A 26373-nucleotide genomic window follows, 5' to 3' on the forward strand; every position below is an offset into this window, starting at 1 on the left:
AACGATCCACACCGGATGTCGCCGGGAACATCCGTTCCCCGCCTCACCCTCGGTGGCCGCACTGTCCGGCTCCGCCGGAACGCCACCGCGACGCTCCGCGCCGCAGTCACACGATTCGCTTCACCCCCGGCCTGAAGGCCGGAGCACTGCAAATGAAACCCGGTAGCCGGCCGCGCGAGCCCCTGCTTCAAGACGACGGCCATGACACCGGCACCCGTGCTTCGGCCGGCTCTCCGCTGACATGAACGGCCGTTGAAAATCAGTGGCCGCGCCCACTGGGCGCCTCCACGCTGTATGCCATGGAAGAACCGCAACGCGGGATCCGCGCGGCCTACACAGCATCCACGATCACCGTCTACCAGGCGTACTCCCCGGAAATCGGCCTGCCCGCCGCCCTGGAAGGTCGATTTCCCGACATGTGGAAGCGGGACCGGATGACCTGGGTCAAGCCGTCGTTCCTGTGGATGATGTACCGCTGCGGCTGGGGCACGAAGGCGGGGCAGGAGACCATCGTCGCCGTCGAGATCGCTCGGGACGGCTTCGAGTGGGCGCTGCGGAACGCGTGCCTGTCGAGTTACGCACCCGGACTGCACTCCGACCGCGACACATGGCAAAGCCAGTTGAAGCGTGCACCGACCCGCGTCCGGTGGGACCCCGAGCGCGATCTGCGCCTGCAGCCCGTGCCGTACCGCTCGCTGCAGCTCGGGCTCTCCGGTGAGGCCGTACGGCGATACGCGGACGAGTGGACGGTCTCCATCAGCGACGTGACTCCACTCGCCCGTGAGATCCACGCACTCGTCAGCAGCGGCAACCAGGACTCCGCGGACCGACTGCTGCCCAAGGTACGGCCGTATCCGGCCGAGGACCGATTCATGGCGCACCTGCACCCGTGACCGAGCACACTCGCCGAACGGCCGGCTGCCGCACATGGGTCACGTGGCAGCGTGGGTTCGCTGGGACGGGCGTCAAGAAGTACCCCGTTCGAGACCAACTGGGGTGCGTCGTGCCCGACGGGCCTCGCTCCGGCGCCGGACGTGCCGTGAGTCCACGGCAGCGGGTTCCAGCGGTCTTCTGGTCGAGTGTCAGGCTGGGCCGACGTGCAGGGGACGCATCATTTCGTTGTCCTCGTGTTCCAGGAGGTGGCAGTGCCACATGTACCGGCCCGCCTGACCGAAGCGCACCTTGACCCGGGTCGTCTCCTGCGGATAGGCGAGCACTGTGTCCTTGAAGCCGCGCTCCCACGCCTCCGGGGGGCGACGGCCGCCGGCCGGGAGCGTTTGCCGGTCGACGACCTGGAACTGCACTTCGTGTATGTGAATGGGGTGGGCGTCCTGCGTCAGGTTGTGGATCTCCCAGATCTCCGTCGATCCCACGGCGGGGTTCTCCGTGATGGGGTCGCCCCATCCCAGTAGTTTCGGTTTGCCGTTCGGGCCGATCACGCCGAGCAGAACTTCGCGGGGGCTCACGCCCGGCACGCGGGCCGAGGCCACCTCGCCGAGACTGACCTGTCGGGTGCGGTCTGCTGCACCCAGGGGCTCGAAGGGGGGCAGCGTGAGCTGTGCGGGAGGCGTCGAGGTGTCCGCCGTGACGAGTGGTTTGATCACGAACTTCATGACCTGCCCGGTGGTCTTCGGGTTCGCCGCGGGGAAGTCGGTCCCGACCGTGCCTCCCGTGAACACGGCGTCCGGTCCCTCGTTGATCAGGTACAGCTCCGTGCCGACCGGGGTCGAGGAGAAGTCGACGACGACGTCGGCGCGTTCGGCCGGGGCGAGCAGCAGTTGGTCGCGCCGAACGGGTGCGGGCAGGAAGCCTCCGTCGCTTCCGACCTGCCACAGGGAAAACTTTGCCGGTACCGGCCTGCGGGCCAATCCATCGGTGGCGATCTTCAGGACCAGGGTACGTGCGTTGCAGCCGTTGAGGAACCGGAACCGGTATCGGCGCGGCTCCACGGGCAGCACCGGCCAGGTCCTGCCGTTGGTGACCATCGCGTTGCCGAAGTACTCCGGGTTCCAGATCGGCGGTATGTCGCTGCCCGGCACATAAGGGCCCTTGAACCCGTCGAAGAGCGCCCGGCTCGCTGGATAGAACAGGGTCCCGTCGGTGCGGAACGAGCGGTCCTGGATGACGACCGGGATCTCGTAGTAGCGCGTGCCGGGCGGGTCACCGAGCCTCGGCGCGGGGCCGGGCAGAACACTTTCCCCCAGGTCCGACGGCCCGCCGCGCAGCAGGTAGAAGCCCGACATTCCGGCGTACACGTTCAGCCGGGTGATGCCCAGGGTGTGGTCGTGGAACCACATGGTGGCGGCCCGGCTGTGGTTGGCGTAGTGGAAGACGGCCTCGCCCGGGCCCCAGGGCACACCGAACTTCGCCTCGGACTTCTTCGCGAACTCCTCGTAGAAGGAACCGACTCGGGCGTAACCCCGGGGAATGCCCTGCGCGTCGGGCAGGTACCAGGCCTCGGCGTATCCGTCGCTCTCCTCCGTGTTCGCCCCGCCGTGCAGGTGGGTGACGACGGGAACCGGTCCGCCGTACGGCCCGGGTGTCGAGGTGAACGTGGGGCGGGAGTCCCGCGACTTGGCCCCGCCCGGCGGGTTCGCCCAGTGGAGTGCGGGATCGACCGGCAGCAGATGCGGCAGATGTCCGCCGTTCGTGTCGACCAGTTGATTGACCCACCTGACCTGAGCCGCTCGTCCGTACCGGGCTTCGATGGTGAAGGCGGGAGAGTGGAACGTCTCGGGGTGCCCGGTCGAGCCGTATCCGAACACGGTTGTGGCCGGCATGCCCGGGGGAAGCACCTGCTGCCGGAACTGCCGGATGCCGATCGTGTAGATGTCCCGGCCGACCCGGCTGTCCAGCGGCATGACGGGGGGTATCACAAGTTCGGCCACGTACTTCCGTATCGCCGCCGGATCGAGGACTTCTGCTTCCGTCGGCGAAGCCCGCGGCATCGCCGTACCAGGAACGGAAATGAGTGACGTTCCGCCTGCCAGAGTGGCCTGAAGGACGAACCTCCTGCTGATCACTGGGCTTCTCACCTCGGCTCAGGTCATCGGGGCACGGCACCAGTGACCTCCGAGCCGGGACCCTCGGCGGGCTCGGGCCCGTATGCGGTCGGCTGCCGGTTACCGATGATCGTCGCATCGCCCCGGTGGATGCGCATGGCGACCGCCGGCAGCCACGGAACGCACTGGCGCCCCGCGATCACGGCGTTGACGGCCCACTGCTCGAGCGCGCCTGCGGGCGATGGAAGCCTGTCAGGGGTTTCGACGGGACGTCCTGCTCTGGTCCATCAGGGTGATGCCGCGACCCGGCGTCTCGCTCCGCGCCGCCGGACGCCGTGGGCAGCCCACCCCGGCCGGCGGCTTCTCCTACCAGCTGACTCGCACGCTGGACGCCCCCGCGGTGAAGGTGTGGCGGGCGTGGACCACCCCCGAGCAGTATGCCCAGTGGGCTTACGCTGCTGCCGGCTCGACGGTCTGAGCGCCTTCCTGGCCGATGGAGCGACGGACTGAACCCCGCTCACAGCTCACAGTGGGCCCTGGATCACGTGGCAGGCTGGAACACGCCCGGTCCTGCCCACTGGCCGATCGGCTGAGCAGTTCGAGCTGGTCCGTCACCACGACGGGTGGTCCTGCTCAGGTGGATCCGCCAAGCCGAACGAAAAAGGGGTCACGAACACGGCTTGACGTGGATCAGGTCGTCGTTCCTGTGGATGATGTACCGCCGCGGCTGGGGCATGAAGGCGGGGCAGGAGACCGTCCTGGCTGTGGAGATCACGCGCGACGGCTTCGAGCGCGGCGCAGGCGTCCGGGAATTCTGGCCAGTCGTTCGGTGCTGCGGCGCTGCACGGGCACGCGGCGGAGGAAGGTCGCGTGGGGGACGGGAACGGGCTTCATCCTGCCCTTCGGTCCTGGTCGGGTGAACCCCGGCCCCCGGCGGGGTCGGGGTCTGCCGCCCCTCGCTCTGTCGCGGTCGGGGTAGTGGTGGGGCTCGGTTCCGAGACCGTGATGTCGGCCGTGCTCTCCACCGGCTTTCCGCCCACCGCCCACACCGATTCGTCGTCCGCGTAGAGGCGGACGGTGACCTGGTGCGTGCCGCGCCGGACGGTGTGCGGGGAGAGGTGGTGACCGGGCGTGCGCAGCAGGGCGACGAGCCGGTCGTTCACGTAGAGGTGCGCGAGGCCGCGGCCGGGCACCGCCCGGTCGGCGGTGCCGTCCGGCGAGAAGCGGAAGTTGCGCACGCGCAGCCGTACGTCCCAGCCCCCGTCGGTGTCGGGCGTGACCTCTACGCCGACCTCGGGGGCGTCCTCCTCGTCCACCTCGCGGTAGGGCCGGCCCTCGTCGTCCCGCTCCTCCAGGAGTTTGCCCACCGGCGACGGCGACCCGGCGCTCTGTTCCTGTTCCTGTTCCTGTTCCTGGGCAGCACGCGAGCCGCAGCCCGCGGATCCGGCCAGCAGTACGCCACAGACCGCGAGCGCGGTGACCAGCCTCCCCGTCCACGCCATGCGGGGGAGCTTAGAACAGGCATCCGGTCACGCGGATCCCCCTGGAGTCGGGTTCCGTGTCCTCCGTCGAGAGGAGGGCGGGGGGCACTATGGGAGTAGGGCGACAGTCGGGCGGGGGCGGGGCCGAAGTGGGTGCGGGGCCGGAGTGGGGCGAGCGGCATCCAGGGGGCGGGGACCGCCGCGCCGCACGAAGTGATGTCGCGTGGCCCTCTTGCGCCGCGGAAATCACAATCCTACGGTGTTGCATAGGAATCGCACGCAAGGGAGCAGCGAAGATGAGCGATGGGGGCACCGCCCGCGCGAGCGCATTCGAGCGTGGGGGAGCGCGCAAGGCCGCCGAGGGACTCGGCCACCTTTCCGGTTTCGGCAACGAGCACAGCTCCGAGGCGGTCCCGGGCGCCCTGCCCGAGGGACGCAACTCGCCTCAGCGCGCCCCGCTCGGGCTGTACGCGGAACAGCTGAGCGGCACGGCGTTCACCGAGCCGCGGGCCCACAACCGCCGTTCGTGGCTGTACCGGATCCGTCCGTCGGCCGCGCACCCGGCGTTCACCCGCACGGGCAACGGGGCGATCCGCAGCGCGCCCTTCAACCAGACGGTGCCCGACCCCAACCGCCTGCGGTGGAGCCCGCTGCCCGCACCGGCCGAGGGCACGGACTTCCTGGCCGGCCTGTGGACGCTGGGCGGCAACGGCGACGTCACCCAGCGCGCCGGCATGGCGGTGCACCTCTACCACGCGAACACGTCGATGGACCGGGTGTTCAGCGATGCCGACGGTGAACTGCTGATCGTCCCGGAGGAGGGCGGGCTGGTGCTGCGGACCGAGTTCGGACTGCTGCATGTGGAGCCGGGGCACATCGCGCTGATTCCCCGTGGGGTGCGCTTCCGTGTGGAGCTTCTGGACGATGTGGCCCGCGGCTATGTGTGCGAGAACTACGGCGCCGCCTTCCGGCTTCCCGACCTCGGCCCCATCGGCGCCAACGGTCTGGCGAACGCACGGGACTTCCGGGCGCCCGTCGCCGCGTACGAGGACGTCGAGCGTCCGGTGGAGGTGGTGAACAAGTTCTGCGGCAACCTCTGGTCGGCCACCTACGGCCACTCTCCGCTGGATGTCGTCGCCTGGCACGGCAACCATGTGCCGTACGCCTACGATCTGCGCCGCTTCAATGTGATGGGCACCATCTCGTACGACCATCCGGACCCGTCGGTCTTCACCGTGCTGACGGCGCCGAGCGATACGCCGGGACTGGCGGGTGTGGACTTCGTGGTGTTCGCGCCGCGCTGGCTGGTGGGCGAGGACACCTTCCGGCCGCCGTACTTCCACCGGAACGTGATGAGCGAGTACATGGGCCTGATCGAGGGCGCCTACGACGCGAAGGCGGAGGGGTTCGTGCCGGGCGGCGGCTCGCTGCACAACATGATGTCGGCGCACGGGCCGGACCGGGAGACGTTCGAGAAGGCGAGCGCCGCCGAGCTGCGCCCGCAGAAGATCGACGACGGTCTCGCGTTCATGTTCGAGACACGCTGGCCGGTGTCCCTGACACCGCAGGCGGCACGCGCGGAGCATCTGCAGCAGCGCTACGACGACGTGTGGCAGGGCATCGAGCGTCACTTTCGCACGAGGTAGTCCGGGTGGCCCGGGGTGGCCCGGTTCGATTCCGGGTGCCACAGCCGGTGTCGACGCATCCCTGCACCTCACATTGCACTGAACGTTCCCGACCGGTACGGATAGCCCGTGACCTCCTTCGCCCCGGATTCGATCGTCCTGAACCGCAAGTTGCCGCTCTGGTACCAGGTGTCGCAGTCGCTGCGTGCCTCGATCCTCGGCCGCTCGCCCCGGGACCCGCTGCGCCTGCCCACCGAGGAACAGTTGGCGGGGCACTACGGAGTGAGTGTGCTGACCATGCGGCAGGCACTGAAGGAACTGGAGGACGAAGGGCTGATCACCCGGCACCGCCGGCGCGGCACGTTCATCGAGCCCGATGCCCTCCGGGGCGCCCCGGTGCGGCTGTTGGGGTCGGTGGACGCGATCGTGGCCCAGCAGTCCGGTATGACGACCGAGCTGCTGGAGCACGGCACCGCGCCGGTGCCGGCCGAACTCGCCGAGTACCTCCCCGGACTGACGGAGGCGGCGGCCTACCACCGGCTGCGCAGCGACGAGAAGACCGGCGAGCCGACCAACCACGCCCGCAACTACGTCCGTCCGGAACTCGCCGCCCGGATCGACCTGGAGGATCTGCGGCGCTGGCCGATGACCAAGGTGCTGCGGGACGTCGTCGGGGCGGACATCAGCCGCATCACGGACACCGTGGAGGCGCGGCTCGCGGATCCGGAGACGGCCCGACTGCTCCGGGTCCCGCTGCTCAGCCCGATCCTGCACTACACCGGCATCACCTACGGCACCGACGACAGCCCTCTGGACGTGGCCGTGATCAACTACCGGGGCGACCGCTTCTCCTTCACGGTGACCCTGGAAGCCACCTGATCCCGCCCGCCCGTCAGGTCGTACGATGCCCAGCGTGACGTACGACGACGCTCCGCTGTTGGCGGACCTCATGCCGTGGTCCGTCGCATCGCCACGGCTCGGCCGGGGATGGCCGGCGGCACCCGATCCAGCGGCTCTGAAAGCCCGTTGGGGCATCCTGATGAAGGCCACGGGACCGGTCAGGGAGGCCCTGTTGCAGCCGACCCGCTCACGGACCGGGCACACGGCGGTGGGGCAGCTTCCGGGCCGGTCGGGCGGCACGGAGCGGCTGGCCCGCGCCTCGGGTCCGTGCCCGGAGCCGGTCCGTGTGCTGCGCTCCCCCTTCGACGAACAGTGGCTGATTCCCGACCAGCGGCTGATCGACGCGGCCCGCCCCGAGCTGTGGCGGGTGGCGGACGAGCGGCAGATCTTCCTCGTCGAGACCGGGGCCGCCGCGGGACGCGGGACACGTACACGGGGCGGACACACGCGGGGCGGCGCCGCCGGCACCGGCGACGCCGGTGACGCCGGTGACGCCGGTGACACCACCGGTCCTCAGCTCCTCGCCACATCCCTGCTGCCGGTGCTCCGTCCCGGCCGGGTCCGCCCGTTGTACCGCCGGCCCGGGGGCGCGGAGCCGAACCTCGCCCCGGGCCTGTCCGGGCACCTCACGGCACGCCTCGGCCGGGAGGTGCCGGCCGTCGACGTGCTCGCCTGGATGATGGCCGTGGGGCGGCCCGGCCCCGGAGGGCCCGCGGTGCCGCTCACCGGGGACGTCGGTGCGTGGGACGCGGGTGTGGAGGCGGGACGCCGGATGCTGTGGCTGATGCGGCGCGACGGGGAGCGCCCCCGGCTCCCGGGCGGACGCCGCCCCTACGTCCGCGCCCCGCTCCCGCCCCGCCCGCCGACCGTCCGGTACGACCGCGACGAGGAGGCCCTGTTCTTCGACGAGGGCCGCATCTCGCCGGTGCCGCCGGCGGCCTGGGACTACGAGATGGCCGGGGTCCCGGTGCTGGAGCAGTGGTGCGCGGCCCGCACGGAGGAGGCCGAGCCGGGGACGCTGGAGGCGATCCGTCCGGCAGGCTGGCCGCAGACCTGGACGTCGGAGCTCCTGGAGCTGATCACGGTCCTGGCGCTCCTCGCCGAACTGCGCCCACAGCAGTCCGCATTGACGGAAGCGGCGAGATCCGACCCCATCACGTCGGCGGAGTTGCACAAGGCGGGCGTCTTCCCGGTGCCGCGGTCCGCACGTCGGCCCGCCTCGGTACTGAACACCCACGAGGAGGGTCCGGAGGGCCAGCTCCCCCTCCTCTGACACCGGGCCGCCCCATTCGAGCAGGGTCAGGGTCGGGGGGTGAAACCGTCGAGCACCCGGCCGAGCGACCGCTCGAGTACCGCCTCCAGATCGATCGGGCCCGCGTCCTCCGCGAACGCCGCCGCCATCCGCGGATACTCACCGGTCGCGATCCGGCCGCCCAGGTAGGCGATCCGCATCGCGTTCTCCTGCTGCTCCGACCAGGGCAGCGATCGGGTGCGCTCGGCGGCGGCCAGTTCGCTGGTGACGAACATCGTCACGACGGCGTTCAGCATCGCGACCAGCTCCATCTTCGTACCGTAGGTGGTCTCGAGCGGGTCCAGGCAGACCAGGCAGTGTTCCAGGTAGCGCAGGGCGCTGGGGCTGAAGCCGTAGACCGGTGACATCAGCCGCGGCAGCCACGGGTGGTGGTGCATCAGGTCACGCGTCTGGTGGGCCACCCGGAGCATGTCGGCGCGCCAGTCGCCGCTCGGCTCCCACAGCTCGTGCTCGCCGCTGACAGCGTCCACCATCAGCTCGAACAGGTCCTCCTTGCGGGGGACGTAGTTGTACAGCGACATGGTGCCGCAGCCCAGCTCGGTGGCGACGCGGCGCATCGACACCGCGTCCAGGCCCTCGGCGTCAGCAATCCTCACCGATGCCGCGGCGATGTCGGCGCGGGTGTACGCCGGCCTCGGCCCACGGCCCGTGCGCTCGGGGCGCGCCCAGATCACGTGGGGTTCGGCCGCTCGGCCCGCCATGGTTCATCACCTCGCTCACCATCTTAGTTACGTACACCGTACGTAGTGCGCTATGGTCTCCCCATGACAACTACGTACGCTGTACTTAGTGAGGGTCTGGAGAGGCGCTTCGGGGAGGTCCATGCCCTGCGCGGACTGGATCTGGCGGTGGCCGAGGGCACGGTCTGCGGCATCCTCGGACCGAACGGCGCGGGCAAGACGACCGCCGTACGACTGCTCACCACGCTGCTGCGCCCCGACGCGGGCTCCGCCAGGATCGCGGGCCACGATCTGGTCCGGGAGGCCGCGGCCGTACGGCGCAGGATCGGCGTCACCGGGCAGGAGACCTCGATCGACGGGGACCTCACCGGCCGCCAGAACCTGCTGCTGTTCGCCCGGCTGCACCGGGTGCGGGAGGCCGCCGGGCAGACCGCCGCGCTACTCGGCCGCTTCGGTCTGGCCGAGGCGGCCGACCGTCCCGCATCCGGCTACTCCGGCGGCATGCGGCGCCGACTGGACCTGGCGGCAAGCCTGATCCGCCGGCCCGACGTGTTATTCCTGGACGAGCCGACCACCGGGCTCGACCCCGCCAGCCGGAACCTGATCTGGGAGGTGGTGCGCGAACTGACCGGGCAGGGCACGACCGTGCTGCTCACGACGCAGTACCTGGAGGAGGCGGACCAACTCGCCGACGACATCGCCCTGGTGAACCGCGGCCGGGTCGAGCACACCGGTTCGCCGGCCGAACTCAAGTCACTCGTCGGGGCGTTCGCCGAGGTCGTGGTCGGAGACCCGGACGCCCTGGTGACGGCGGCCGGTGTGCTGGACCGGCTCACCGGCGCCGAGCCGCGGCTCGACCACGAGCGCGGGGCCGTCGGCGCGGTCGCCAAGGACCCCACGCTCACGCTGCCCCTCGTCGTCCGCGCGATGGACGCGGCGGGCGTACCACTGCTGGACGCGAGCCTGCGGTCGCCCACCCTCGACGAGGTGTTCCTGAGGCTGACCGAACGGCCGGCGGACATCCCCTCCGGGCACCCCACCGGCTCCCCGAACCTCACCGACGACAAGGAGCGTGCCGTATGAGCGCACTGGCGTACGACGGTACCGCGATGCTCGGCCGGCAGCTGCGGCGGATGCGCAACAATCCGGGCCTGCTGATCCTCACCCAGGTCATGCCGGTCAGCATGCTGCTGTTCTTCGGCTACGTCTTCGGGAGTGCCCTGGCCGTGCCGGGCGAGGCGTACCGGTCCTTCCTGGTCCCCGGGATACTGGCGGCGACCGCGGCGGGCGGGGTGATGACCGGCATGTTCCAGTCGGCGCAGGACGTCCACCGCGGGGTGACGGACCGGTTCCGCACGCTGCCGGTGAGCAGGGCGGCCGTGCCGCTGGGGCAGGCGGTGGCGGACGTGGTGGCGACGGCCGCCGGGACGGTGCTGTTCCTGCTGGTGGGGCTCGCCGTGGGCTGGAGGGTGGAGGGCGGCGCGCTGGAGGCGGTGTGCGCCTTCGCGCTGTTGATGCTGTTCCGGTTCGCGTGCGTGTGGGTCGGGATCTTCCTCGGCCTGCTCACCCGGAACGAGGAGGCGGCCGGCCAACTGGGCGGCGCGACGTTCCTGCTGCCGTTGCTGTCCAGTGCGTACATCCCGACCGAGGGGCTGCCGGGCTGGCTGCGCACGGTCGCGGAGTGGAACCCGATCAGCGCGGTGGCGACGGCACTGCGGGACCTCTTCGGCAACGCTCCCGCGCCGGGAGGGACGGCCTGGCCCATGGCACACCCGGTCGCGGGGTCGCTGGTCTGGTGCGCGGTACTGCTCGCGGTGTTCGTTCCGCTCGCGGTACGGCAGTACACACACGGGAGGCCGTGAGGCTCACGCCGCACGGGAGGCCGTGAGGCTCACGAGCACAGGCCGGGGGGCGGCAGGGGCCGGCGCCGGGAACCACAGGATCCGGGGACGGGACGGCAGAAGCCCGCGCGCCCCCGGATCACTGCCGGGTGGATCGGGGCGCCGGGAGGAACGCGACCGGAAACGAGGTACCGAGAGGGGTGCCGGAGGAGGACGACGTGCTTGTGCCGGAGCGCACCGACGGGCGGCGCCGCGCGCCGTGGGGTGATGGGCGGCGCGTGCGCGGTGTGCGACGCCGGGACGGTGGACCCGTCCGGACGCGGACGCGGGACTAGCGGCTGCCGAGGAGCGAGCGGCGCAGCCGGCGCAGCGGGGCGAAGAGCGAGACGCGGCTCGTCCGTGCCCGTGAACCCTCGGCTCCGCGGTCGCGCCTGTCACGCGCTGTCAGTTCGCGCATCAGCGACGTCGCCTCGGCCGCCTCCCGCTGCGGGACGGCGGGTCCCGCCAGCACCGAGAGGTGGCGGTCCAGGCGCGTACTGGTCGCGCTGCTCCCGCAGGTGATCGCAGGGACCCTGGCCCTGCTGCGCACCGTTATCTGATCCATGTCACTCTCCACCCGTACGAGTCCACCCGGCCCCGGGCAGGTTAACCCTATCGCCCCGTCCGGGCACTCGCGTGTCTCGGTCGCAGGATTCACCTTCCCCATAAGGAGGTTGACGAACACTCGATGGTTACTCTCCGAATCCAACCCCTTTCAGGGCGAGTTGAACGATCGGCTGAGTTGTGGGCTGCGACGATCCTCCGCCCGGCTCGACGGTTACGGCGAGTGACGTCGCGGAGATGTCGAGGTCGGAGGCGACGAGGGGCGCGTCGCTCTCGAAGAGCCCGAGGGAGCGTGGTTGTGCGCCGGGGCGCATGAGCCAGAGCTGACGCACACGTCCGTTCGGCGGGTTGTCGTATCCGCCGAGGGTGACGACGGCACTCCGTTCCGATGCGGAAGCGATCACTCCGATCGTGCCGCCCCGCGCGTCGCGGCCGTTGCTCGCGAGGACGTCCGGAGCGGCGAGAACGTGGGCGATCTCACGCGCCCGGTCCCGTTCGGCGGTCAGTCGGTCCTGGGTCTGGTTCGCCTGGACGGCGAACAGCGCGGCGACGACGAGGGCAGCGGCGGCGGTGGCCGTCGCGAAGGGTACGAACAGCGGCATCCCGCGTCGCCCTCCGGTCTGCGGCACCGGCCCGGTCCCCCATACGTGGGGCGGGAGTTGCGGTGCACGCGCGCCCGTCTGCTCCTGGGATCCGGGGGCCGGGGCCGGAACGGGGGCGGGGTCCTGTGGAGTGGTCCGTACGGCGGCCATGACCCGGTCGCGCAGGGCGGGTGGCGCGGGGGCGGCCGTGGACCAGGCGAGGCGGACGGCGTCCTCGGCGAGGACGCGTACCTCGGCGGCGCAACGGCGGCAGGACGTCAGATGCCTCTCGAAACGGACGCGTTCGGCGGGTTCGAGTGCGTCGAGCGCGTAGGGGGCGGCCAGCGAGTGGAGGTCCCCGCGGCCCCCGCGGCCCGACAACCGGTCCAGGAAGCTCATGCGGCACCTCCCAGGCAGTGGCGCAGTCGGGTCAGGCCGTCGCGCATGCGTGTCTTGACCGTACCGAGCGGCAGGGAGAGCCGCTCGGCCACCTCGCGGTAGGTGTAGCCGTCGTAGTAGGCGAGGGTGACCGACTGCCGCTGCAGCGCGGTGAGCCGGTCCAGACAGCGGCGGACCCATTCGCGTTCGAGGCCGGCCTCGACCTCCTCGGCGACCTGGTCGAACGCGGGCCCGCTGCCGCGCCGGGCGGCTTCGCGCTGCTCGCGCTCGCCTGCCGCGCGGGCGCTGCGCACCCGGTCGACGGCCCGGCGGTGGGCGAGGGTGAGCACCCAGGACAGTGCGCTGCCCCGCTCCGGGTCGAACCGGGCGGCGGAGCGCCAGAGTTCGAGCAGCACCTCCTGTACGACCTCCTCCGACTGGGCGGGGTCGCGCACCACTCTTCGTACCAGTCCGTACACCGGCCCGGACACCAGTCCGTACAGCGCCTCGAATGCCTTCTGGTCGCCCCCTGCCACCCGCACCAGAAGCTCGTCCGCCTCCAACGCGCACCCCCCTCTCCCGGCCCCTTCGGGCCACCCGGTCACCCGGGGCACGCGCAGCGAACGTGCCCCCGGAGGGGAATTACGGATCAGCGGACCGAAAACGCGGGTCGAACAGCGAGAAATGCTCCGGGCGTTCAGTCGCGGCGGACCCGTCGAGACGTTTTCGCCTCCCGACCAATCCGGGCCGGGCACGGCTCCGAATCCCGGTGCGTCACACAAGTTGGCACTGAGGACGGACGGCATGACACCTAACTCCAGGACCGGCGCGGGACGCAGGAGCCTCGCGACCCTGATCTGTGGCGCGCTGGCCGCCGGTGGGCTCGCCGCCGCCGGCACGGCAGCGCTGGAACCGGGGGCGGCCTCCGCCTCCAGTCACCGGGAGGCCCCGCTGATCTCGGGCACTCCGCAGTACGACAACACCGACCTGTACGCGTTCGTCAGCCCCGACAAGCCGGACACGACGACGATCATCGCGAACTGGATCCCGTTCGAGGAGCCGGCCGGCGGACCGAACTTCTTCACGTTCGCCGAGGACGCGCAGTACGACATCCACATCGACACCAACGGCGACGCGCAGGGCGAGCTGCTGTTCCGCTACACCTTCAGGACACATACGAAGAACAAGAAGACGTTCCTCTACAACACGGGCCCGGTCACCGGTCTGGACGACCCGGACCTCAACATCACACAGACCTACGACATCGAGCTGCTGAAGCTGAAGGACCAGCACCTGGTGTCCCGTACGAAGATCGCGGACGACGTCCCGGTGGCGCCGTCGAACGTCGGCAAGGCGTCCATGCCGGACTACGACACGCTCCGCGAGCAGGCCGTGCACGAACTGGCGAGCGGCGCCACGACGTTCGCCGGGCAGGCCGACGACCCGTTCTTCCTGGACCTGCGCGTCTTCGACCTGCTGTACGGCGGGAACCTCTCCGAGGTCGGCAACGACACCCTCAAGGGGTACAACGTCAACTCGTTGGCCCTCCAGGTGCCGACGGACATGATCACCGAGTCGGCGGACCAGCCGGTCGTCGGTATCTGGTCCACGACCCAGCGCAAGAACGCCAAGGGACAGTTCACCCAGGTGTCGCGGCTGGGCAATCCGCTGGTGAACGAGGTCGTCAACCCGCTGAAGGACAAGGACACATTCAACGCGTCCGCGCCGTGGGACGACGCGCGGTTCCTGAAGAACGTCACAAACCCGGAACTGCCGAAGCTCATCGAGGCGATCTACAAGATCGAGGCGCCCGCCGAACCGCGCAACGACCTCGTCGACGTCTTCCTCAAGGGCGTCGAAGGGCTCAACCAGCCGCCGCACGTGACGCCGTCGGAGATGCTGCGCCTCAACACGTCGATCGAGCCGGCGGCCGAACCGAAGCGGCTCGGTGTACTGGACGGCGACAACGCGGGCTTCCCCAACGGACGCCGGCTGACGGACGACGTGATCGACGCGGCGCTCCAGGTCGTCGAGGGCGAGCTGGTCGGCGCGGCGAACGACCTCGGTGACGCGGTCGATGCCAACGACAAGGAGTTCGGCGCCTCGTTCCCGTATCTGGCCAACCCGACGGAGGGGTCGCGCGGTCCGCTCGCCGAAGGCGTGGACAGCGGCAACGACGTACGCAACCAGCTCGGTGACGCGTTGCGGCCGGCCGGGACCGGGGGCTCCGACGACACCACCCTGATCGCCGCGTCCGCGGGTGCGGGAGCCTTCGGGATCCTGCTGATCGGCGGGGCCCTGATGTGGTGGCGCAGGATGCGCGGCCGGGCGTACTGAGCCACCGCGCCCACCGGGGCGGGGCGGGACCCGGGGCTCCGGCCTTCCCTCCCCCCACCGGCAGGCGGGCCTTCCGGCCCGCTCCGGTGACAGGCGCGGCCGTCCCCTCCGTCCCCCGCGGCACGGGCCGCGCCGCCGGTCCCCCGCACCCAGCGAGCAAGCGGGCACGTGAGCAAGTGAGCAAGTGAGCAAGTGAGCAAGTGAGCAAGTGAGCAAGTGAGCAAGTGAGCAAGCAACCGAGGAGAGGCATGCCTCCGCGTACGAACGACCACGCCCCGGAGAGCGGCCGGGACACCGGGCCGGCGGAGCCCACAGGGCTGTCCGGGCCCGCCGCGCCCGCTGGGCCCGTCGCACCGCCGGGGACCACGGACGCGCGGCCGGGCGCCGGCGACCGGGCCGACGCCCGCACCGACACCGAGTCCGAGGCCGCCACCCGCACCGGGACCGGGGCCAGGGCCGGGACCGAGACCGGGGCCGAGACCAGGACCAGGGCCGGGACCAGGACCAGGGCCGGGACCAGGACCAGGACCGAGACCCAGGCGGCCGGGGCCGGTCCGAGAACCCTCCCACCCGGCGTGCGCACGACCGCTCTGCGCCGATTCTCCGCCGCCGTGCGCCGCTCGCGCGGGGCGCATCTCACGGTGTGCGCCGCGTTGCTGGCGGTCTCGATGACCGCCGGAGCGGTCGCCGTCGGCGGCAGCCGGGACGGAACACCGGCCGGAGCGCGGACCGGTACCGATACCGCTCCCGCGGCCGCGGCCGGTGTGCTCGCCGGGGGCGACCTGGACGCGGGGATCCGTGCCCTGCAGTCCCATCTCCGCGCCCAGCCACGGGACGTCGGTGGCTGGGCGAGCCTGGGGCTCGCCTATGTCGAGCAGGCGCGGACCAAGGGGGACCCGTCACGCTACCCGCAGGCCGAGCGGGCGTTCGACCGCTCCCTCGCGCTCGAATCCGGCAATGAGCAGGCCCTGGCCGGCCGTGCCGCCCTCGCCGCGGCCCGGCACGACTTCTCCGGCGCCCTGGAGTACGCCGACCGGGCCCTGAAGCAGAACCCCTACAGCGAGCGCGCCCTGTCCTCCCGTATCGACGCCCTCGTGGAGCTCGGCCGGTACGCCGAGGCCGCCGGGGCCGCCGACACCGCGGACAGCAGGCGACCTGGGGTGCCCGTCTTCACGCGGTACGCGTACGTGCGGGAGCTGCGCGGTGACGTGCGGACCGCGCGCGAGGTGCTGGAGCGGGCCCTGGACGGCGCGTCCGCGCCCGCCGATGTGGCGTACGTGGCGACCGCGCTCGGCCAACTGGCCTGGAACCAAGGCGATCACGAGACCGCGCTCACCCACTTCGCCCGTGCCCTCGCCGCCGACGAGGACTACCTTCCCGCGTTGGAGGGCCGGGCCCGCGCCCAGGCCGCCGGCGGCGACCGCGCGGGCGCGATCAGGACGCTGGAGCAGGTCGTCGCCCGTTCCCCGCTGCCCGGCCCGCTGGTCGCTCTCGGCGAGCTGTACGAGGCCCGGGGCGCCGCCGGCGACCGTACGAAGGCGGCCGACCAGTACGCCCTCGTCGACGCCCATGCCGCCCTCGCCCGCGCCGGCGGGGTCAACGCCGACCTCGACACCGCGCTCGCCGCCGCCGACCACGGCGACCCCGAAGCGGCCCTGCGCGCGGCCCGCGCCGAATGGGACCGCCGGCACAGTGTGCACACCGCGGACGCCCTCGCCTGGGCGCTGCACCACAATGGACGCTCCGAGGAGGCCCTCCCCTACACCCGCCGGGCGACGGCCACCGGCTACCGCAACGCCGTCTTCCTCCACCACCGCGGCATGATCGAACTCGCCACCGGCCACGGCAAGGACGCCCGCCGGTCCCTCACGGCGGCCCTGGAACTGAACCCCGGCTTCTCCCCCCTCGACGCCCGCACGGCCCGTGCCGCCCTCGAGGATCTGGAGGCGGCGCGGTGAACCTCCGCCGCTCCCCGGCCAACGGCGCCGGCCGCCGTCTCGCCACCGGTGCCGCCGCCCTCGCCGCCGCCTGCGCGCTCACGCTGGTCCCGGCGACGGCGGCGAGCGCGCATCCGCTCGGCAACTTCACCGTCAACCGGTACGACGGATTGGTCGCCGCGCCTGGCGAACTCCGCGTCCGCCATGTCGAGGACCTCGCCGAGATCCCGGCCACCCAGGCGAAGCCGGACGTCGAAGCGCTGGGCGCGGCCGAGTGGGCGCGTCGGCGATGCGCCGGCGCCGCCCGCGACAGCGAGGTCCGGGTGGACGGGCGTACGGTCCCGGTCACCGTGCGGAGCAGCCACGTGCGGGTGCGCCCCGGTCAGGCCGGGCTCGACACGCTGCGCGTGGAGTGCGGACTGACCGCTCCGCTGCCCGAGGACGACACGGTGGACGTCTCCTTCCACGGGGCCGGGGCGTCCTCGGGGCCCGGCTGGCGGGAAGTCACCGCGCGCGGAGACCGGATGACGCTGGCCGCGTCGAACGTGCCCGAGACGTCGCTGTCGCGTGAACTGACCCGCTACCCGGAGGAGTTGCTTTCCTCACCGGCCGACACCGCGACCGCGTCCCTCCGGGTGCGCACGGGCGGGCCGGCGCTGGCGGGGAAGGGGAAGGAGACCCAAGCACCCGCCGCCTCCGTGCTGCCCCGCGGCGCGGACCGGTGGACCCGCGCCCTCGACGACCTCGTCGCCCGGCACGACCTCACGGCGGGATTCGCGGCGCTCGCGCTGCTGATCGCGGTGGTTCTCGGCGCGATGCACGCGCTCGCACCGGGTCACGGCAAGACGCTCATGGCAGCGACGGCGGCGGCCCGGGGCGGCAGGGCCCGGCTGCGGGACGTCCTGCCGATGGCCGCCTCGGTGACGGTCACCCACACCCTCGGCGTGGTGGCGCTCGGCCTGCTGGTCACGGCCGGTTCGGCCGCCACGCCCTCGGTCGTCGCCTGGCTCGGCATCGCGAGCGGCGTCCTTGTCACCCTGGCGGGCGCGAGCCTCCTCCGCCGGGCCCTGCGCAACCTGAACACCGCGCAGGGCCACCTGCATCACCACGGGCGCGAACACGGGCGCGGCCACGATCATGACCACGAGCACGGGCACGGGCACGGGCACGGGCACGGGCACACGCACGGCCATGATCACGGCCACGGGCACGGCCACACGCAGGCGGACGGCGCTCACGAGCACCCCGGCCCCGCACTCCCCCACCCCGCCGAGCACGCCCACACCGTCGAACACACCCACGGCGGTCGCACCCACACCCACGCCGTCGCCCCAACGCTGCGCGGCACCATCCTGCTCGGTCTCGCCGGCGGGCTGGTGCCCAGTCCGTCCGCCGTGGTCGTGCTGGTGGGCGCCGCGGCGCTCGGGCAGGCATGGTTCGGGCTGCTGCTCGTCGTCGCGTACGGCGTCGGACTGGCCCTCACCCTCACCGCCGCCGGGTACGCCGTGGTGAAGGCGGGCAGCGGCGTGAACCGGCTCCTGGCCCGGCGCCCGCGCTGGACCGCACGCCCGATGGTCGCGCTGGTGCGCCGGAGCGCGCCCCTGGGATCGGCGTTCGTCGTCGTTGCCCTGGGGGCCGGATTGGTGTTCAGGGGGGCGGCATCCGCGCTGGGCTGAGCTACTTTCATGAGGAAACGGAGAATTCGCCCGGATGTGATGGGGGGCGCCATGTCCGAGGAACCGGGCAGTGAGCGGGTGATCGCGGGCCGGTACCGGCTGCTGTCGCCGCTGGGCGAGGGTGGCATGGGGACCGTGTGGCGGGCCCGTGACGAGGTGCTGCACCGCGAGGTCGCCGTCAAGGAGGTCCGCGCCCCGGCCGGGCTGCCGGCGTCCGACGTGGAGCGGATGTACGCCCGGCTGGAGCGGGAGGCGTGGGCGGCCGCCCGGGTCGCCGACCGCAACGTGGTGACGGTGTACGACGTGGCGACCGAGGACGGGCGCCCGTGGATCGTCATGGAGCTGGTCCGCGGCCTGTCCCTGGCCGAGGTGCTGGATGCCGAGGGCCCGCTGGAACCGCAGCGTGCCGCGCGCATCGGCGCGGAGGTGCTCGCCGCGCTGCGCGCCGCGCACGGCGCCGGGGTGCTGCACCGCGATGTGAAGCCCGCCAACGTACTGATCGCGAACGACGGGCGGATCGTGCTCACCGACTTCGGCATCGCCACGGTCGAGGGCAGCTCCGCACTGACCATGACCGGTGAGGTGGTCGGATCACCCGAGTTCCTCGCCCCGGAGCGGGCGCTGGGCCGCACCCCCGGTCCCGAGTCCGACCTCTGGTCGCTCGGCGTGCTGCTGTACGCGGCGGTCGAGGGCAGCTCGCCCTTCCGTCAGGACACTCCGCTGAGCACGCTGCGCGCGATCGTCGACGAGGAGTTGCCGCCCCCGCGCCGGGCGGGGCCGCTGGCCCCGGTCATCGAGGGTCTGTTGCGCAAGGATCCGGCCGAGCGGCTGTCTGCGGTGCAGGCGCAGCAGGACCTGCGGCTCGCCGGCGCTGGGGGTACTCCGTCCGGGGGAGGCACACCGGGCGCCGGTACAGCGCGCGCCGGCACGACGGGACCGGCCCCGTACGCCCCCGCCGTGACCACCCACGCGTACCCGCACGCGGCCCCCGCTCCTCGGCCCACCCCGGCGACCCCGACCCCGGCCCCGTCCGCCGGGAACACCGCGGTCGCCCGTCCCGGGCGCAGTCGCCGGGCCGCCGTCGTCCTGGTCACGGGCGTGGCCGTACTGGCCCTGGCGCTGGCCGGTCTGACGTACGCGCTGCTGAACCGTGGGGACGGCGCGGACGGCCGTACGGGCGGGGCGAGTTCGTCCGCGCGGACCGGCGGCGACAACGACGGGGCCGGGGACGACGGCGGAACCGGGCAGACCGGCGGCCCTGCTCCGGCGACCTCAGAGCACGACGGCGAGAGCGGCGAGGGGGAGGGAGGCGAGGGGGAGGGAGGCGACGGCGCGGAGAGTCCCCCGCCGCAGCAGTCGGTGCGGGTGACGGTGAAGGGCACGCACACGGAGTACTCCGGCGCCTGTCCCCCGCCGAAGGAGCAGTCGCCCTCGTTCACGGCGACGTTCACGGTGGGGCGGCTGCCCGCGGAGGTGTCCTACCGCTGGGTGGGCGAGGACGACTCGGTGGCCGACCCGGGGTGGCGGACGCTGTCGTTCCCGGAGGGCGGCGGGCGTACGAAGCAGGACACGGTGACCGTGACGACGCATCTGGAGTCCGGGACGTTCGAGAACAGCATCGGGGTGGAGGTGCGGAAACCCGTGCACACGATGTCGGACCCGGTGCCGTTCTCGGTGACGTGCGAGACGGAGACCCCGCCGGACGGGGCCTCCCCCTCTCCTGCTCCCACCGGTTCGGTGGCCGCTCCCTGAGTGAGGGCCCTCGAGGGAAACGGCCTCGGCGGACGGGATCCCGAGGGACGGGATCCCGACGGGCGTGGCCTTGAGGGAGCCGTCCAGGAGGAAGGCGGCTCCCCGGCGGCTCAGGCCACGCTGTTGAGCGCCGGGAGGTAGCCGCCGGACTGGCCGGCCGCCTTCGGGTGGTAGGACTCGCCGATGTTGGTCCAGTTCACGCTGTGCAGCCAGGAGTTGCTGGAGCAGATCTCGTGGCCGGTGAACGGGGTGCGCACGTCGGCGAAGGTGAAGCCGTGGGCGTTGACGCGCTGGGCGGTGGTGCTGTTGAGGAGGTCGGCCGCGTCGTTGATCGCCGCCCGCTTGGCTTCGGAGAGGCCGATGCAGGTGGCGCCGAGCTTGTAGAAGCGGGGGTAACCGAGGACGACGACCTTTGCGTTCGGGGCCCGGTTGCGGATGGCCGAGTAGACGTTGTTGAGCTTGCCGGGCAGCGTCGAGGTGACGTACGACCGCGCGGTGGCGATCCGCGAGAGGCAGGTGCTCTCGGACTGGAGCACACAGGTCGTCATGACGTCCGAGAAGCCTGCGTCGTTGCCGCCGACGCTGAGCGAGACGAGACCGGTGCCGGCGCTGAGCGGGCCGAGCTGTCCGGCCAGAACTTCATCCGTTCGGGCGCCCGAGCAGGCGGTGAAGTCGAAGGACGAGGGTGAGTTGGCGGCGGCCCAGAGGTAGGGATAGGCCTTCGTGCTGCGCTTGCAGTCGCCGCTGCCGCTGAGGTAGCTGCCCGCTCCGACGCCGGAGGAGTAGGAGTCGCCGAGCGCCACATAGCCGTTGGCGGCGGCCTGTGAGGACGCGTGGGCCGTGGCTGCCCCGGTGAGGGTGGTGACGACGGCGAGGAGGATGGAACCGAGATAGACGGAAAGTCGGGAACGTCTCATGGAACCTCCTTTTAGCAGGATCCCTGCCGCAACCTTCATAGCAACTACGCGCATTGACTGGAAGTGTCCATGCCAAAAATACTGCCCCCTCCTCAGAACCCCCTCGACTTGTTCACCATGCAACCACCGGGCAACCACCACTGGACCGCTGTCGAACCGTCACGGGGCCGCCACCGGACCACCGTCGCCGACCACCGACACCTGTTCAATCCCGGACGAATTCAGGCCTTGGGGCCGTTCGACCCTTGACGCCCACAACGGGCTGCGCCAGATTGAAGCCCGGCATCCGACGCTTCGGGGGGCAAAGTCGGCCATGCAGACCATCCACACCAACACGCTCTTCGCGTGAACCACCACCGCACGGTCGAAGCCGCACGGCCAAAGCCGCTCGGCCGGAACCAACCGACCTCCCCCGAGGCGCGGTTGCATCCGTGCGCCACGGCGGCATGCCGGTGGCCCGAGGACGACCAGAGGCACACGTAACAGTCAAACCAACAAAAATGTGAGTCCTGGTTCCAGGTCTTGCCATACGGGCTCAATCATCAATACCGTCATACATTGCAATACATCTCACCCGCATCGGTCCGTCAGTACGCGGCTCCAGGGGAGGGCTCAGGACCGCGACGTACCGGCGCGGGGCGCGGTAGGGGGGTGCCGTGCTCGGTGACCGCAATGGGGACCGGGCCGGGCCGCGCGGTCGGCCGGCGTGTGCCGCGGTCGGCCAGTTTTGCCAGCTCACCCGGCGTGCACGGGACTTTTTCGCGCCGTGCGCGGGTGAGAACCCCCCTTTCGAACCGGACGAATAGCCGGGCTGCCCAGGGGCGGGCGGCCCACCGGACGAGAGGGACCAGACTCATGAGTTCCGTTCTGCAGCCGGCGACCGCGGACCAGAATCCGCCGGCCACCGGAAAGTACCGGCCCGTCTCCTCGCACCTGGCCATCGCACCACCGGTGAGCGTGGTGATACCGGCCATGAACGAGGCGGAGAACCTGCCGTACGTCTTCAAGACGCTTCCCGACTGGATCCACGAAGTGGTCCTGGTCGACGGCAACTCCACCGACAACACCGTCGAAGTCGCCCGGGAGTTGTGGCCGGACGTCAAGGTCGTCGAACAGCGTGGCAAGGGCAAGGGGGACGCCCTGAACACCGGGTTCCAGGCCTGCACCGGCGACATCATCGTGATGGTCGACGCGGACGGCTCGGCGGACGGCAACGAGATCGTGTCGTACGTCTCCGCCCTCGTCTCGGGCGCGGACTTCGCCAAGGGGTCCCGCTTCGCCAACGGCGGCGGCACCGACGACATGACCTTCATCCGCAAGCTCGGCAACCGGATCCTGTGCGGTGTCGTCAACCGCAAGTTCGGCGCCCGCTACACCGACCTCTGTTACGGCTACAACGCGTTCTGGCGGCACTGCCTGGACAAGATCGACCTCGACTGCACCGGCTTCGAGGTCGAGACCCTGATGAACATCCGGGTCGTCAAGGCCGGACTGAGAGTGCAGGAGATACCCAGCCACGAGTACCTGCGCATCCACGGCACGAGCAATCTGCGGGCCGTGCGGGACGGGTTCCGCGTCCTCGGGGTGATCCTCGGGGAACGTTCCAACCGACGTGCGCTGCGCCGCCGCCCGCACCACTCCCCGCACCACTCCCCGCTGCTCGACACGGTGCGGGGGAAGGTGTCTTGAGCGAGCCCGGCATCACGGGTGCTCCGGGCGGGCCGGGCGTGTCCGACGCGTCCGGCGTGCCCGGCGTGCCCGGCATCTCGGTCGTGATCTGCGCCTACACCGAGGACCGCTGGGAGGACGTCCTCGCGGCGGTCGCCTCGGTGCGGGCACAGTCCCGGCCGGCCCTGGAGACCCTGCTGGTCGTGGACCACAACGAGGGTCTGCTGGACCGGCTGGCCAAGGAGTACCAGGACACCGACGACGTGCGGGTGCTCGCCAACGCGGGCCCCCGCGGCCTGTCCGCGGGACGCAACACCGGCATCGCCGCCTCGCGCGGCGGAATCGTCGCGTTCCTCGACGACGACGCCGTGGCCGAGCGCGGTTGGCTCGGGCACTTCGCCGAGGCGTACGCCGATCCGAGCGTGATGGCGGTCGGCGGGCGCACCGAACCCCTCTGGGCGTCGGGTCGGCGCCCCGGCTGGTTCCCCGAGGAGTTCGACTGGGTCGTGGGCTGCACCTACCGGGGCCTGCCCTCCGGACGCGTACGGGTGCGCAACGTCCTCGGCGGCAACGCCTCCTTCCGGCGCACCGCCTTCGACGCGGCGGGCGGCTTCGCCACCGGGATCGGACGGGACGGGAACAAGCACCCGCTGGGCGGGGAGGAGACGGAGCTGTGCATCCGTCTCAGCCGCGCCCGGCCCGACGCGGTCCTGCTGATCGATGACCGCGCGGTGATCCACCACCGGGTGCCCGAGGCACGCGAGCGCTTCCGCTACTTCCGCACCCGCACCTACGCCGAGGGCCTGTCCAAGGCACTGGTGGCGCGCAGCGTCGGCGCCGGGAAAGGGCTGGAGTCGGAACGCCGGTACACCACGCGGGTCCTGCCGGCCGGGGTGGTGCGGGGGCTGCGGGACGCTCTGCTGGCCCGGCCGGGCGGCGCGGGTCGCGCGGGCGCGATCGTCGCCGGAGTGCTCACGGCGGCGGGCGGATACGTGGTGGGGAGCGTGCGGGCCCGGCGGGGCGGGGTCACGTTCTCCGTGGTCGACGTGTCGGACTCGGGGGACGGGGCGCGCCGTAAGGGGGACCGCCCGGACCTGGAGCGAGGGGGTGCCCGTGGCTGACGAACGGGTGCCGATCCTCATGTACCACTCGGTGGCCGCCGACCCCAACGACGCCACCCGCGCGCTGTCCGTGACCCCGCAGGCGTTCGCCGAACAGATGGCGGTGATCGCCGCGCGGGGTCTCACCCCCGTCGACACGGCCGAACTGGCCGCCTGCTGGCGCACCGGGCGGCCGCTGCCCGCGCGGCCGGTCCTCATCACGTTCGACGACGGTTACGAGGGTGTGCACCGCCACGCCCTGCCGGCCCTCGCCGAACACGGCTTCCCCGCCACGCTGTTCGTCTCCACGGGCTGGCTCCGGGGGCCCCATGACACCGGTGGCGGCCTGGACACCATGCTCGGCTGGGACCAGGTCCGCGAACTGGCCGCCGCGGGCGTGGAGATCGGCGGCCACAGCCACAGCCACCCGCAGCTCGACCAGCTCGACGACCGGCGGCTGCGCTCCGAGCTGATCCTGTGCAAGGAGATCGTCTCGGACCAGCTGGGCCGCGCGCCCACGTCGTTCGCCTATCCCTACGGCTATTCCAGCCGCCGGGTGCGGGAGGCGGTACGGGAGACGGGGTACGCGCAGGCCCTCGCCGTCGGCAACGGGCTCGCCCGTCGCGCGCAGGGGCCCTACGCGCTGCGGCGCGTGACCGTGCGCCGGTCGACGGACACCGCCGAGTTCGAGCGGCTGCTGGACGGCCGCGACCTCGCCCGCGTCTTCGTCCGGGACCGGGCCCTGACCAAGGGGTACGCGATGGTCCGTCGGGCACGGCACGCGCGGCGACTGACGGCGCACGGCCGACAGTGACAGCGGCTGCTGGACGGCCGCGACCTCGCCCGCGTCTTCGTCCGGGACCGGGCCCTGACCAAGGGGCACGCGATGGTCCGTCGGGCACGGCACGCGCGGCGACTGACGGCGCACGGCCGACAGTGACACAGGCATGCGGTGCAGGTCACGCACTTCACGCGCCCCGCGCGCCTCGAGGAAACCGGGTGCGCGGGGGCGTCCGCGTGCCCGATCATGACGGTATGCCTGCGAATCCGCACGACGCACTGCCGATCCGGCTCAACGTCGACGACAGCGACTCCCCGTCCGACGTCGTCGACGCGCTGTTCCTCGGCCGCTTCGCGACGGGCGAGCAGCCGTTCTCGCACGCGGCGAACATCGACCGCGTACGCTCCGGCGCGACCCTGCTGCCGACGGGCGCCGAGGTGCTGCGGACCGCCCGGGACGGCGACCGCAGCGCCACCCTGGCGCAGGGCGACGGCTGGACGCTGCTGATCTCCCGCTGGAACCGGGGCGCCGACGTCACCGTCACCGCGACCACCGCCGAACTCGCGGCGAAGATCCTCGACGAGGCCACGGACGGCGCGGCCGACGAACCGGAACCGCAGCCGGAGAACGTCACCATGGGCTTCTGGTACGTGTCCCCGCGCCGCGGCCCGCACCGCACCACCCGGCAGATCTCCGCGGGCACCTGGGACGAGATCCGGCCCAACTACACCGCGCCGGTGGCGGACGCCATGGACCGCCTGATGAAGACCACGCCGGAGGACATCGCGGGCCGGCTGCTCCTGCTGCACGGTCCGCCGGGCACCGGCAAGACGTCCGCGCTGCGCACGCTGGCCCGCTCCTGGCGGGACTGGTGCCAGGTGGACTGCGTCCTGGACCCGGAGCGGCTCTTCTCCGACGTCGGCTATCTGATGGACATCGCGATCGGCGAGGAGGACGAGACGACGGGCAAGGGGCGCTGGCGGCTGCTGTTGCTGGAGGACTGCGACGAGCTGATCCGCGGCGAGGCCAAGCACACCGCGGGACAGGCCCTGTCCCGGCTGCTGAACCTCACCGACGGCCTGCTCGGCCAGGGCCGCAACGTCCTGGTGGGCGTCACGACCAACGAGGACCTGGAGCGCCTCCACCCGGCCGTCGTCCGTCCGGGACGCTGTCTCGCCCGGATCGAGGTCGGGCCGCTGACCCGGGCCGAGGCGGTGACCTGGCTGGGCCACGAGGACGGCATCGGCCGCGAGGGCGCCACCCTGGCCGAGCTGTACGCCCTGCGCCGGGGCACCTCCCCGACGGCCCTGCCGGAACCGCGCGGGAACGCGGAGGCGGGGCTGTACTTGTAGACACGGGGCGCGGGGGGCCGAGCCGCCCGCTCCCCCGCTCCTGCGCTCCTGCGCTCCTGCGCTCCTGCCCCGCGGCTACGCCTCGTACGCCGCCCGCAGCGCGTCCCGTGCGGCGGCCAGGGCCGCGTCCTCGTCCAGTCCGAGCCTCCGTGCCCGCTCCGCGTACACCTGGGCCGCCGCCGCGGCCTCGCGCTCCGCGGCCGAGCCCGCGGCGGCGACGAACGTGCCGTTGCGGCCGCGGGTCTCGATCACGCCGTCCGCCTCCAGCGCGCGGTAGGCCTTGGCCACCGTGTTCGCGGCGAGACCGAGCGTCTGGGCCAGGCCCCGTACCGTCGGCAGCCGGTAGCCCACCGGCAGCACCCCCGACCTGGCCTGCTCGGAGATCTGGGCCCGCACCTGCTCGTACGGCGGCGCGCTGTCGTCGATATGGATCTTCAAAGTCACGGCCCG

General features: G+C 71.9%; 23 protein-coding genes and 1 pseudogene. 16 read left to right on the forward strand and 8 right to left on the reverse strand.

The features are described 5' to 3' along the window. The first annotated feature begins 299 nt into the window (after window positions 1–299). Window positions 300–893: a DUF4291 domain-containing protein gene (locus tag ACFP2V_RS20815; RefSeq protein WP_381214426.1), complete on the forward strand. Its 594-nt coding sequence runs from the start codon at window positions 300–302 to the stop codon at window positions 891–893. Between the two features lie 189 nt (window positions 894–1082). Here ACFP2V_RS20815 and ACFP2V_RS20820 read toward each other — a convergent pair whose 3' ends face one another. Further along, complete coding sequence (locus tag ACFP2V_RS20820) at window positions 1083–2861, reverse strand: multicopper oxidase family protein (RefSeq protein WP_381214429.1); 1779 nt, start codon at window positions 2859–2861, stop codon at window positions 1083–1085. 436 nt (window positions 2862–3297) lie between these two features. On the opposite strand from ACFP2V_RS20820, the gene ACFP2V_RS20825 reads away from it, so the two are divergent. Both ACFP2V_RS20825 and ACFP2V_RS20830 read left to right on the forward strand, forming a co-directional pair. Next, complete coding sequence (locus tag ACFP2V_RS20825) at window positions 3298–3480, forward strand: SRPBCC domain-containing protein (protein WP_381214432.1); 183 nt, start codon at window positions 3298–3300, stop codon at window positions 3478–3480. Between the two features lie 145 nt (window positions 3481–3625). Next, a pseudogene (locus tag ACFP2V_RS20830) lies at window positions 3626–3793 on the forward strand (DUF4291 family protein); the annotation flags it as partial. Between the two features lie 99 nt (window positions 3794–3892). Here ACFP2V_RS20830 and ACFP2V_RS20835 read toward each other — a convergent pair. Then, window positions 3893–4504, reverse strand: coding sequence for a hypothetical protein (locus ACFP2V_RS20835; RefSeq protein ID WP_381214436.1), 612 nt, complete (start codon window positions 4502–4504; stop codon window positions 3893–3895). Between the two features lie 275 nt (window positions 4505–4779). On the opposite strand from ACFP2V_RS20835, the gene hmgA reads away from it, so the two are divergent. The 3 genes from hmgA to ACFP2V_RS20850 all read left to right on the forward strand — a co-directional run bounded on the left by hmgA (window position 4780) and on the right by ACFP2V_RS20850 (window position 8281). Then, entirely contained in the window at window positions 4780–6129 is a 1350-nt protein-coding gene (gene hmgA, locus ACFP2V_RS20840; protein ID WP_381214439.1) for a homogentisate 1,2-dioxygenase, read from the forward strand. 108 nt (window positions 6130–6237) lie between these two features. Further along, window positions 6238–6987 (forward strand): GntR family transcriptional regulator, encoded by a 750-nt coding sequence (locus ACFP2V_RS20845; protein ID WP_381214442.1) that lies wholly within the window; start codon window positions 6238–6240, stop codon window positions 6985–6987. 25 nt (window positions 6988–7012) lie between these two features. Further along, window positions 7013–8281, forward strand: coding sequence for a type ISP restriction/modification enzyme (locus ACFP2V_RS20850; RefSeq protein WP_381214445.1), 1269 nt, complete (start codon window positions 7013–7015; stop codon window positions 8279–8281). 26 nt (window positions 8282–8307) lie between these two features. On the opposite strand, the gene ACFP2V_RS20855 is transcribed toward ACFP2V_RS20850, so the two are convergent. Next, window positions 8308–9021, reverse strand: coding sequence for a TetR/AcrR family transcriptional regulator (locus ACFP2V_RS20855; protein ID WP_381214448.1), 714 nt, complete (start codon window positions 9019–9021; stop codon window positions 8308–8310). 63 nt (window positions 9022–9084) lie between these two features. Between ACFP2V_RS20855 and ACFP2V_RS20860 the strand changes: the two genes are divergently transcribed. Then, window positions 9085–10083, forward strand: coding sequence for an ATP-binding cassette domain-containing protein (locus ACFP2V_RS20860; RefSeq protein ID WP_381214451.1), 999 nt, complete (start codon window positions 9085–9087; stop codon window positions 10081–10083). Continuing rightward, on the forward strand, window positions 10080–10862 hold the full coding sequence (locus ACFP2V_RS20865) for an ABC transporter permease (protein ID WP_381214454.1): 783 nt from the start codon (window positions 10080–10082) through the stop codon (window positions 10860–10862). Before ACFP2V_RS20860 ends, ACFP2V_RS20865 begins: the two co-directional genes overlap by 4 nt. Window positions 10863–11172: 310 nt before the next feature. Here the strand turns inward: ACFP2V_RS20865 and ACFP2V_RS20870 are convergent, their stop codons facing one another. From ACFP2V_RS20870 to ACFP2V_RS20880, 3 genes are all read right to left on the reverse strand, one after another. After that, window positions 11173–11445, reverse strand: coding sequence for a hypothetical protein (locus tag ACFP2V_RS20870; RefSeq protein WP_381214457.1), 273 nt, complete (start codon window positions 11443–11445; stop codon window positions 11173–11175). Window positions 11446–11572: 127 nt separating this feature from the next. After that, window positions 11573–12424 (reverse strand): anti-sigma factor, encoded by an 852-nt coding sequence (locus ACFP2V_RS20875; RefSeq protein ID WP_381214459.1) that lies wholly within the window; start codon window positions 12422–12424, stop codon window positions 11573–11575. Further along, a complete protein-coding gene (locus tag ACFP2V_RS20880; protein WP_332426371.1) occupies window positions 12421–12966 on the reverse strand; it encodes a sigma-70 family RNA polymerase sigma factor in 546 nt (181 codons plus the stop codon). Before ACFP2V_RS20880 ends, ACFP2V_RS20875 begins: the two co-directional genes overlap by 4 nt. 241 nt (window positions 12967–13207) lie before the next feature. On the opposite strand from ACFP2V_RS20880, the gene ACFP2V_RS20885 reads away from it, so the two are divergent. From ACFP2V_RS20885 to ACFP2V_RS20900, 4 genes are all read left to right on the forward strand, one after another. Next, window positions 13208–14740, forward strand: coding sequence for a DUF4331 domain-containing protein (locus ACFP2V_RS20885; protein ID WP_381214464.1), 1533 nt, complete (start codon window positions 13208–13210; stop codon window positions 14738–14740). 248 nt (window positions 14741–14988) lie between these two features. Further along, on the forward strand, window positions 14989–16698 hold the full coding sequence (locus ACFP2V_RS20890) for a tetratricopeptide repeat protein (RefSeq protein WP_381214466.1): 1710 nt from the start codon (window positions 14989–14991) through the stop codon (window positions 16696–16698). Further along, window positions 16695–18353 carry an urease accessory protein UreH domain-containing protein gene (locus ACFP2V_RS20895; protein ID WP_381214469.1) on the forward strand — a complete coding sequence of 553 codons (1659 nt, stop codon included), beginning with the start codon at window positions 16695–16697 and terminating at the stop codon, window positions 18351–18353. The genes ACFP2V_RS20890 and ACFP2V_RS20895 overlap by 4 nt, the downstream gene beginning before the upstream one ends. A 51-nt stretch (window positions 18354–18404) precedes the next feature. Then, window positions 18405–20105 carry a serine/threonine-protein kinase gene (locus tag ACFP2V_RS20900; RefSeq protein WP_381214472.1) on the forward strand — a complete coding sequence of 567 codons (1701 nt, stop codon included), beginning with the start codon at window positions 18405–18407 and terminating at the stop codon, window positions 20103–20105. Window positions 20106–20215: 110 nt separating this feature from the next. Here ACFP2V_RS20900 and ACFP2V_RS20905 read toward each other — a convergent pair whose 3' ends face one another. Then, a complete protein-coding gene (locus ACFP2V_RS20905) occupies window positions 20216–21022 on the reverse strand; it encodes an SGNH/GDSL hydrolase family protein (protein ID WP_381214475.1) in 807 nt (268 codons plus the stop codon). An 855-nt stretch (window positions 21023–21877) separates the two neighbouring features. Between ACFP2V_RS20905 and ACFP2V_RS20910 the strand changes: the two genes are divergently transcribed. The 4 genes from ACFP2V_RS20910 to ACFP2V_RS20925 all read left to right on the forward strand — a co-directional run bounded on the left by ACFP2V_RS20910 (window position 21878) and on the right by ACFP2V_RS20925 (window position 25923). After that, window positions 21878–22711 (forward strand): glycosyltransferase family 2 protein, encoded by an 834-nt coding sequence (locus ACFP2V_RS20910; protein ID WP_381214478.1) that lies wholly within the window; start codon window positions 21878–21880, stop codon window positions 22709–22711. Window positions 22712–22776: 65 nt separating this feature from the next. Next, window positions 22777–23811 (forward strand): glycosyltransferase family 2 protein, encoded by a 1035-nt coding sequence (locus tag ACFP2V_RS20915; RefSeq protein ID WP_381214630.1) that lies wholly within the window; start codon window positions 22777–22779, stop codon window positions 23809–23811. Then, entirely contained in the window at window positions 23804–24604 is an 801-nt protein-coding gene (locus ACFP2V_RS20920; protein WP_381214481.1) for a polysaccharide deacetylase family protein, read from the forward strand. The genes ACFP2V_RS20915 and ACFP2V_RS20920 overlap by 8 nt, the downstream gene beginning before the upstream one ends. Window positions 24605–24825: 221 nt before the next feature. After that, window positions 24826–25923: a DUF5925 domain-containing protein gene (locus ACFP2V_RS20925; RefSeq protein WP_381214485.1), complete on the forward strand. Its 1098-nt coding sequence runs from the start codon at window positions 24826–24828 to the stop codon at window positions 25921–25923. 75 nt (window positions 25924–25998) lie between these two features. On the opposite strand, the gene ACFP2V_RS20930 is transcribed toward ACFP2V_RS20925, so the two are convergent. Further along, window positions 25999–26367 carry a GntR family transcriptional regulator gene (locus ACFP2V_RS20930; RefSeq protein WP_381214488.1) on the reverse strand — a complete coding sequence of 123 codons (369 nt, stop codon included), beginning with the start codon at window positions 26365–26367 and terminating at the stop codon, window positions 25999–26001. Window positions 26368–26373 lie beyond the last annotated feature (6 nt).

Origin of the sequence: Streptomyces incanus, assembly GCF_042656345.1 — a bacterium.
Lineage (GTDB): Bacteria > Actinomycetota > Actinomycetes > Streptomycetales > Streptomycetaceae > Streptomyces > Streptomyces incanus.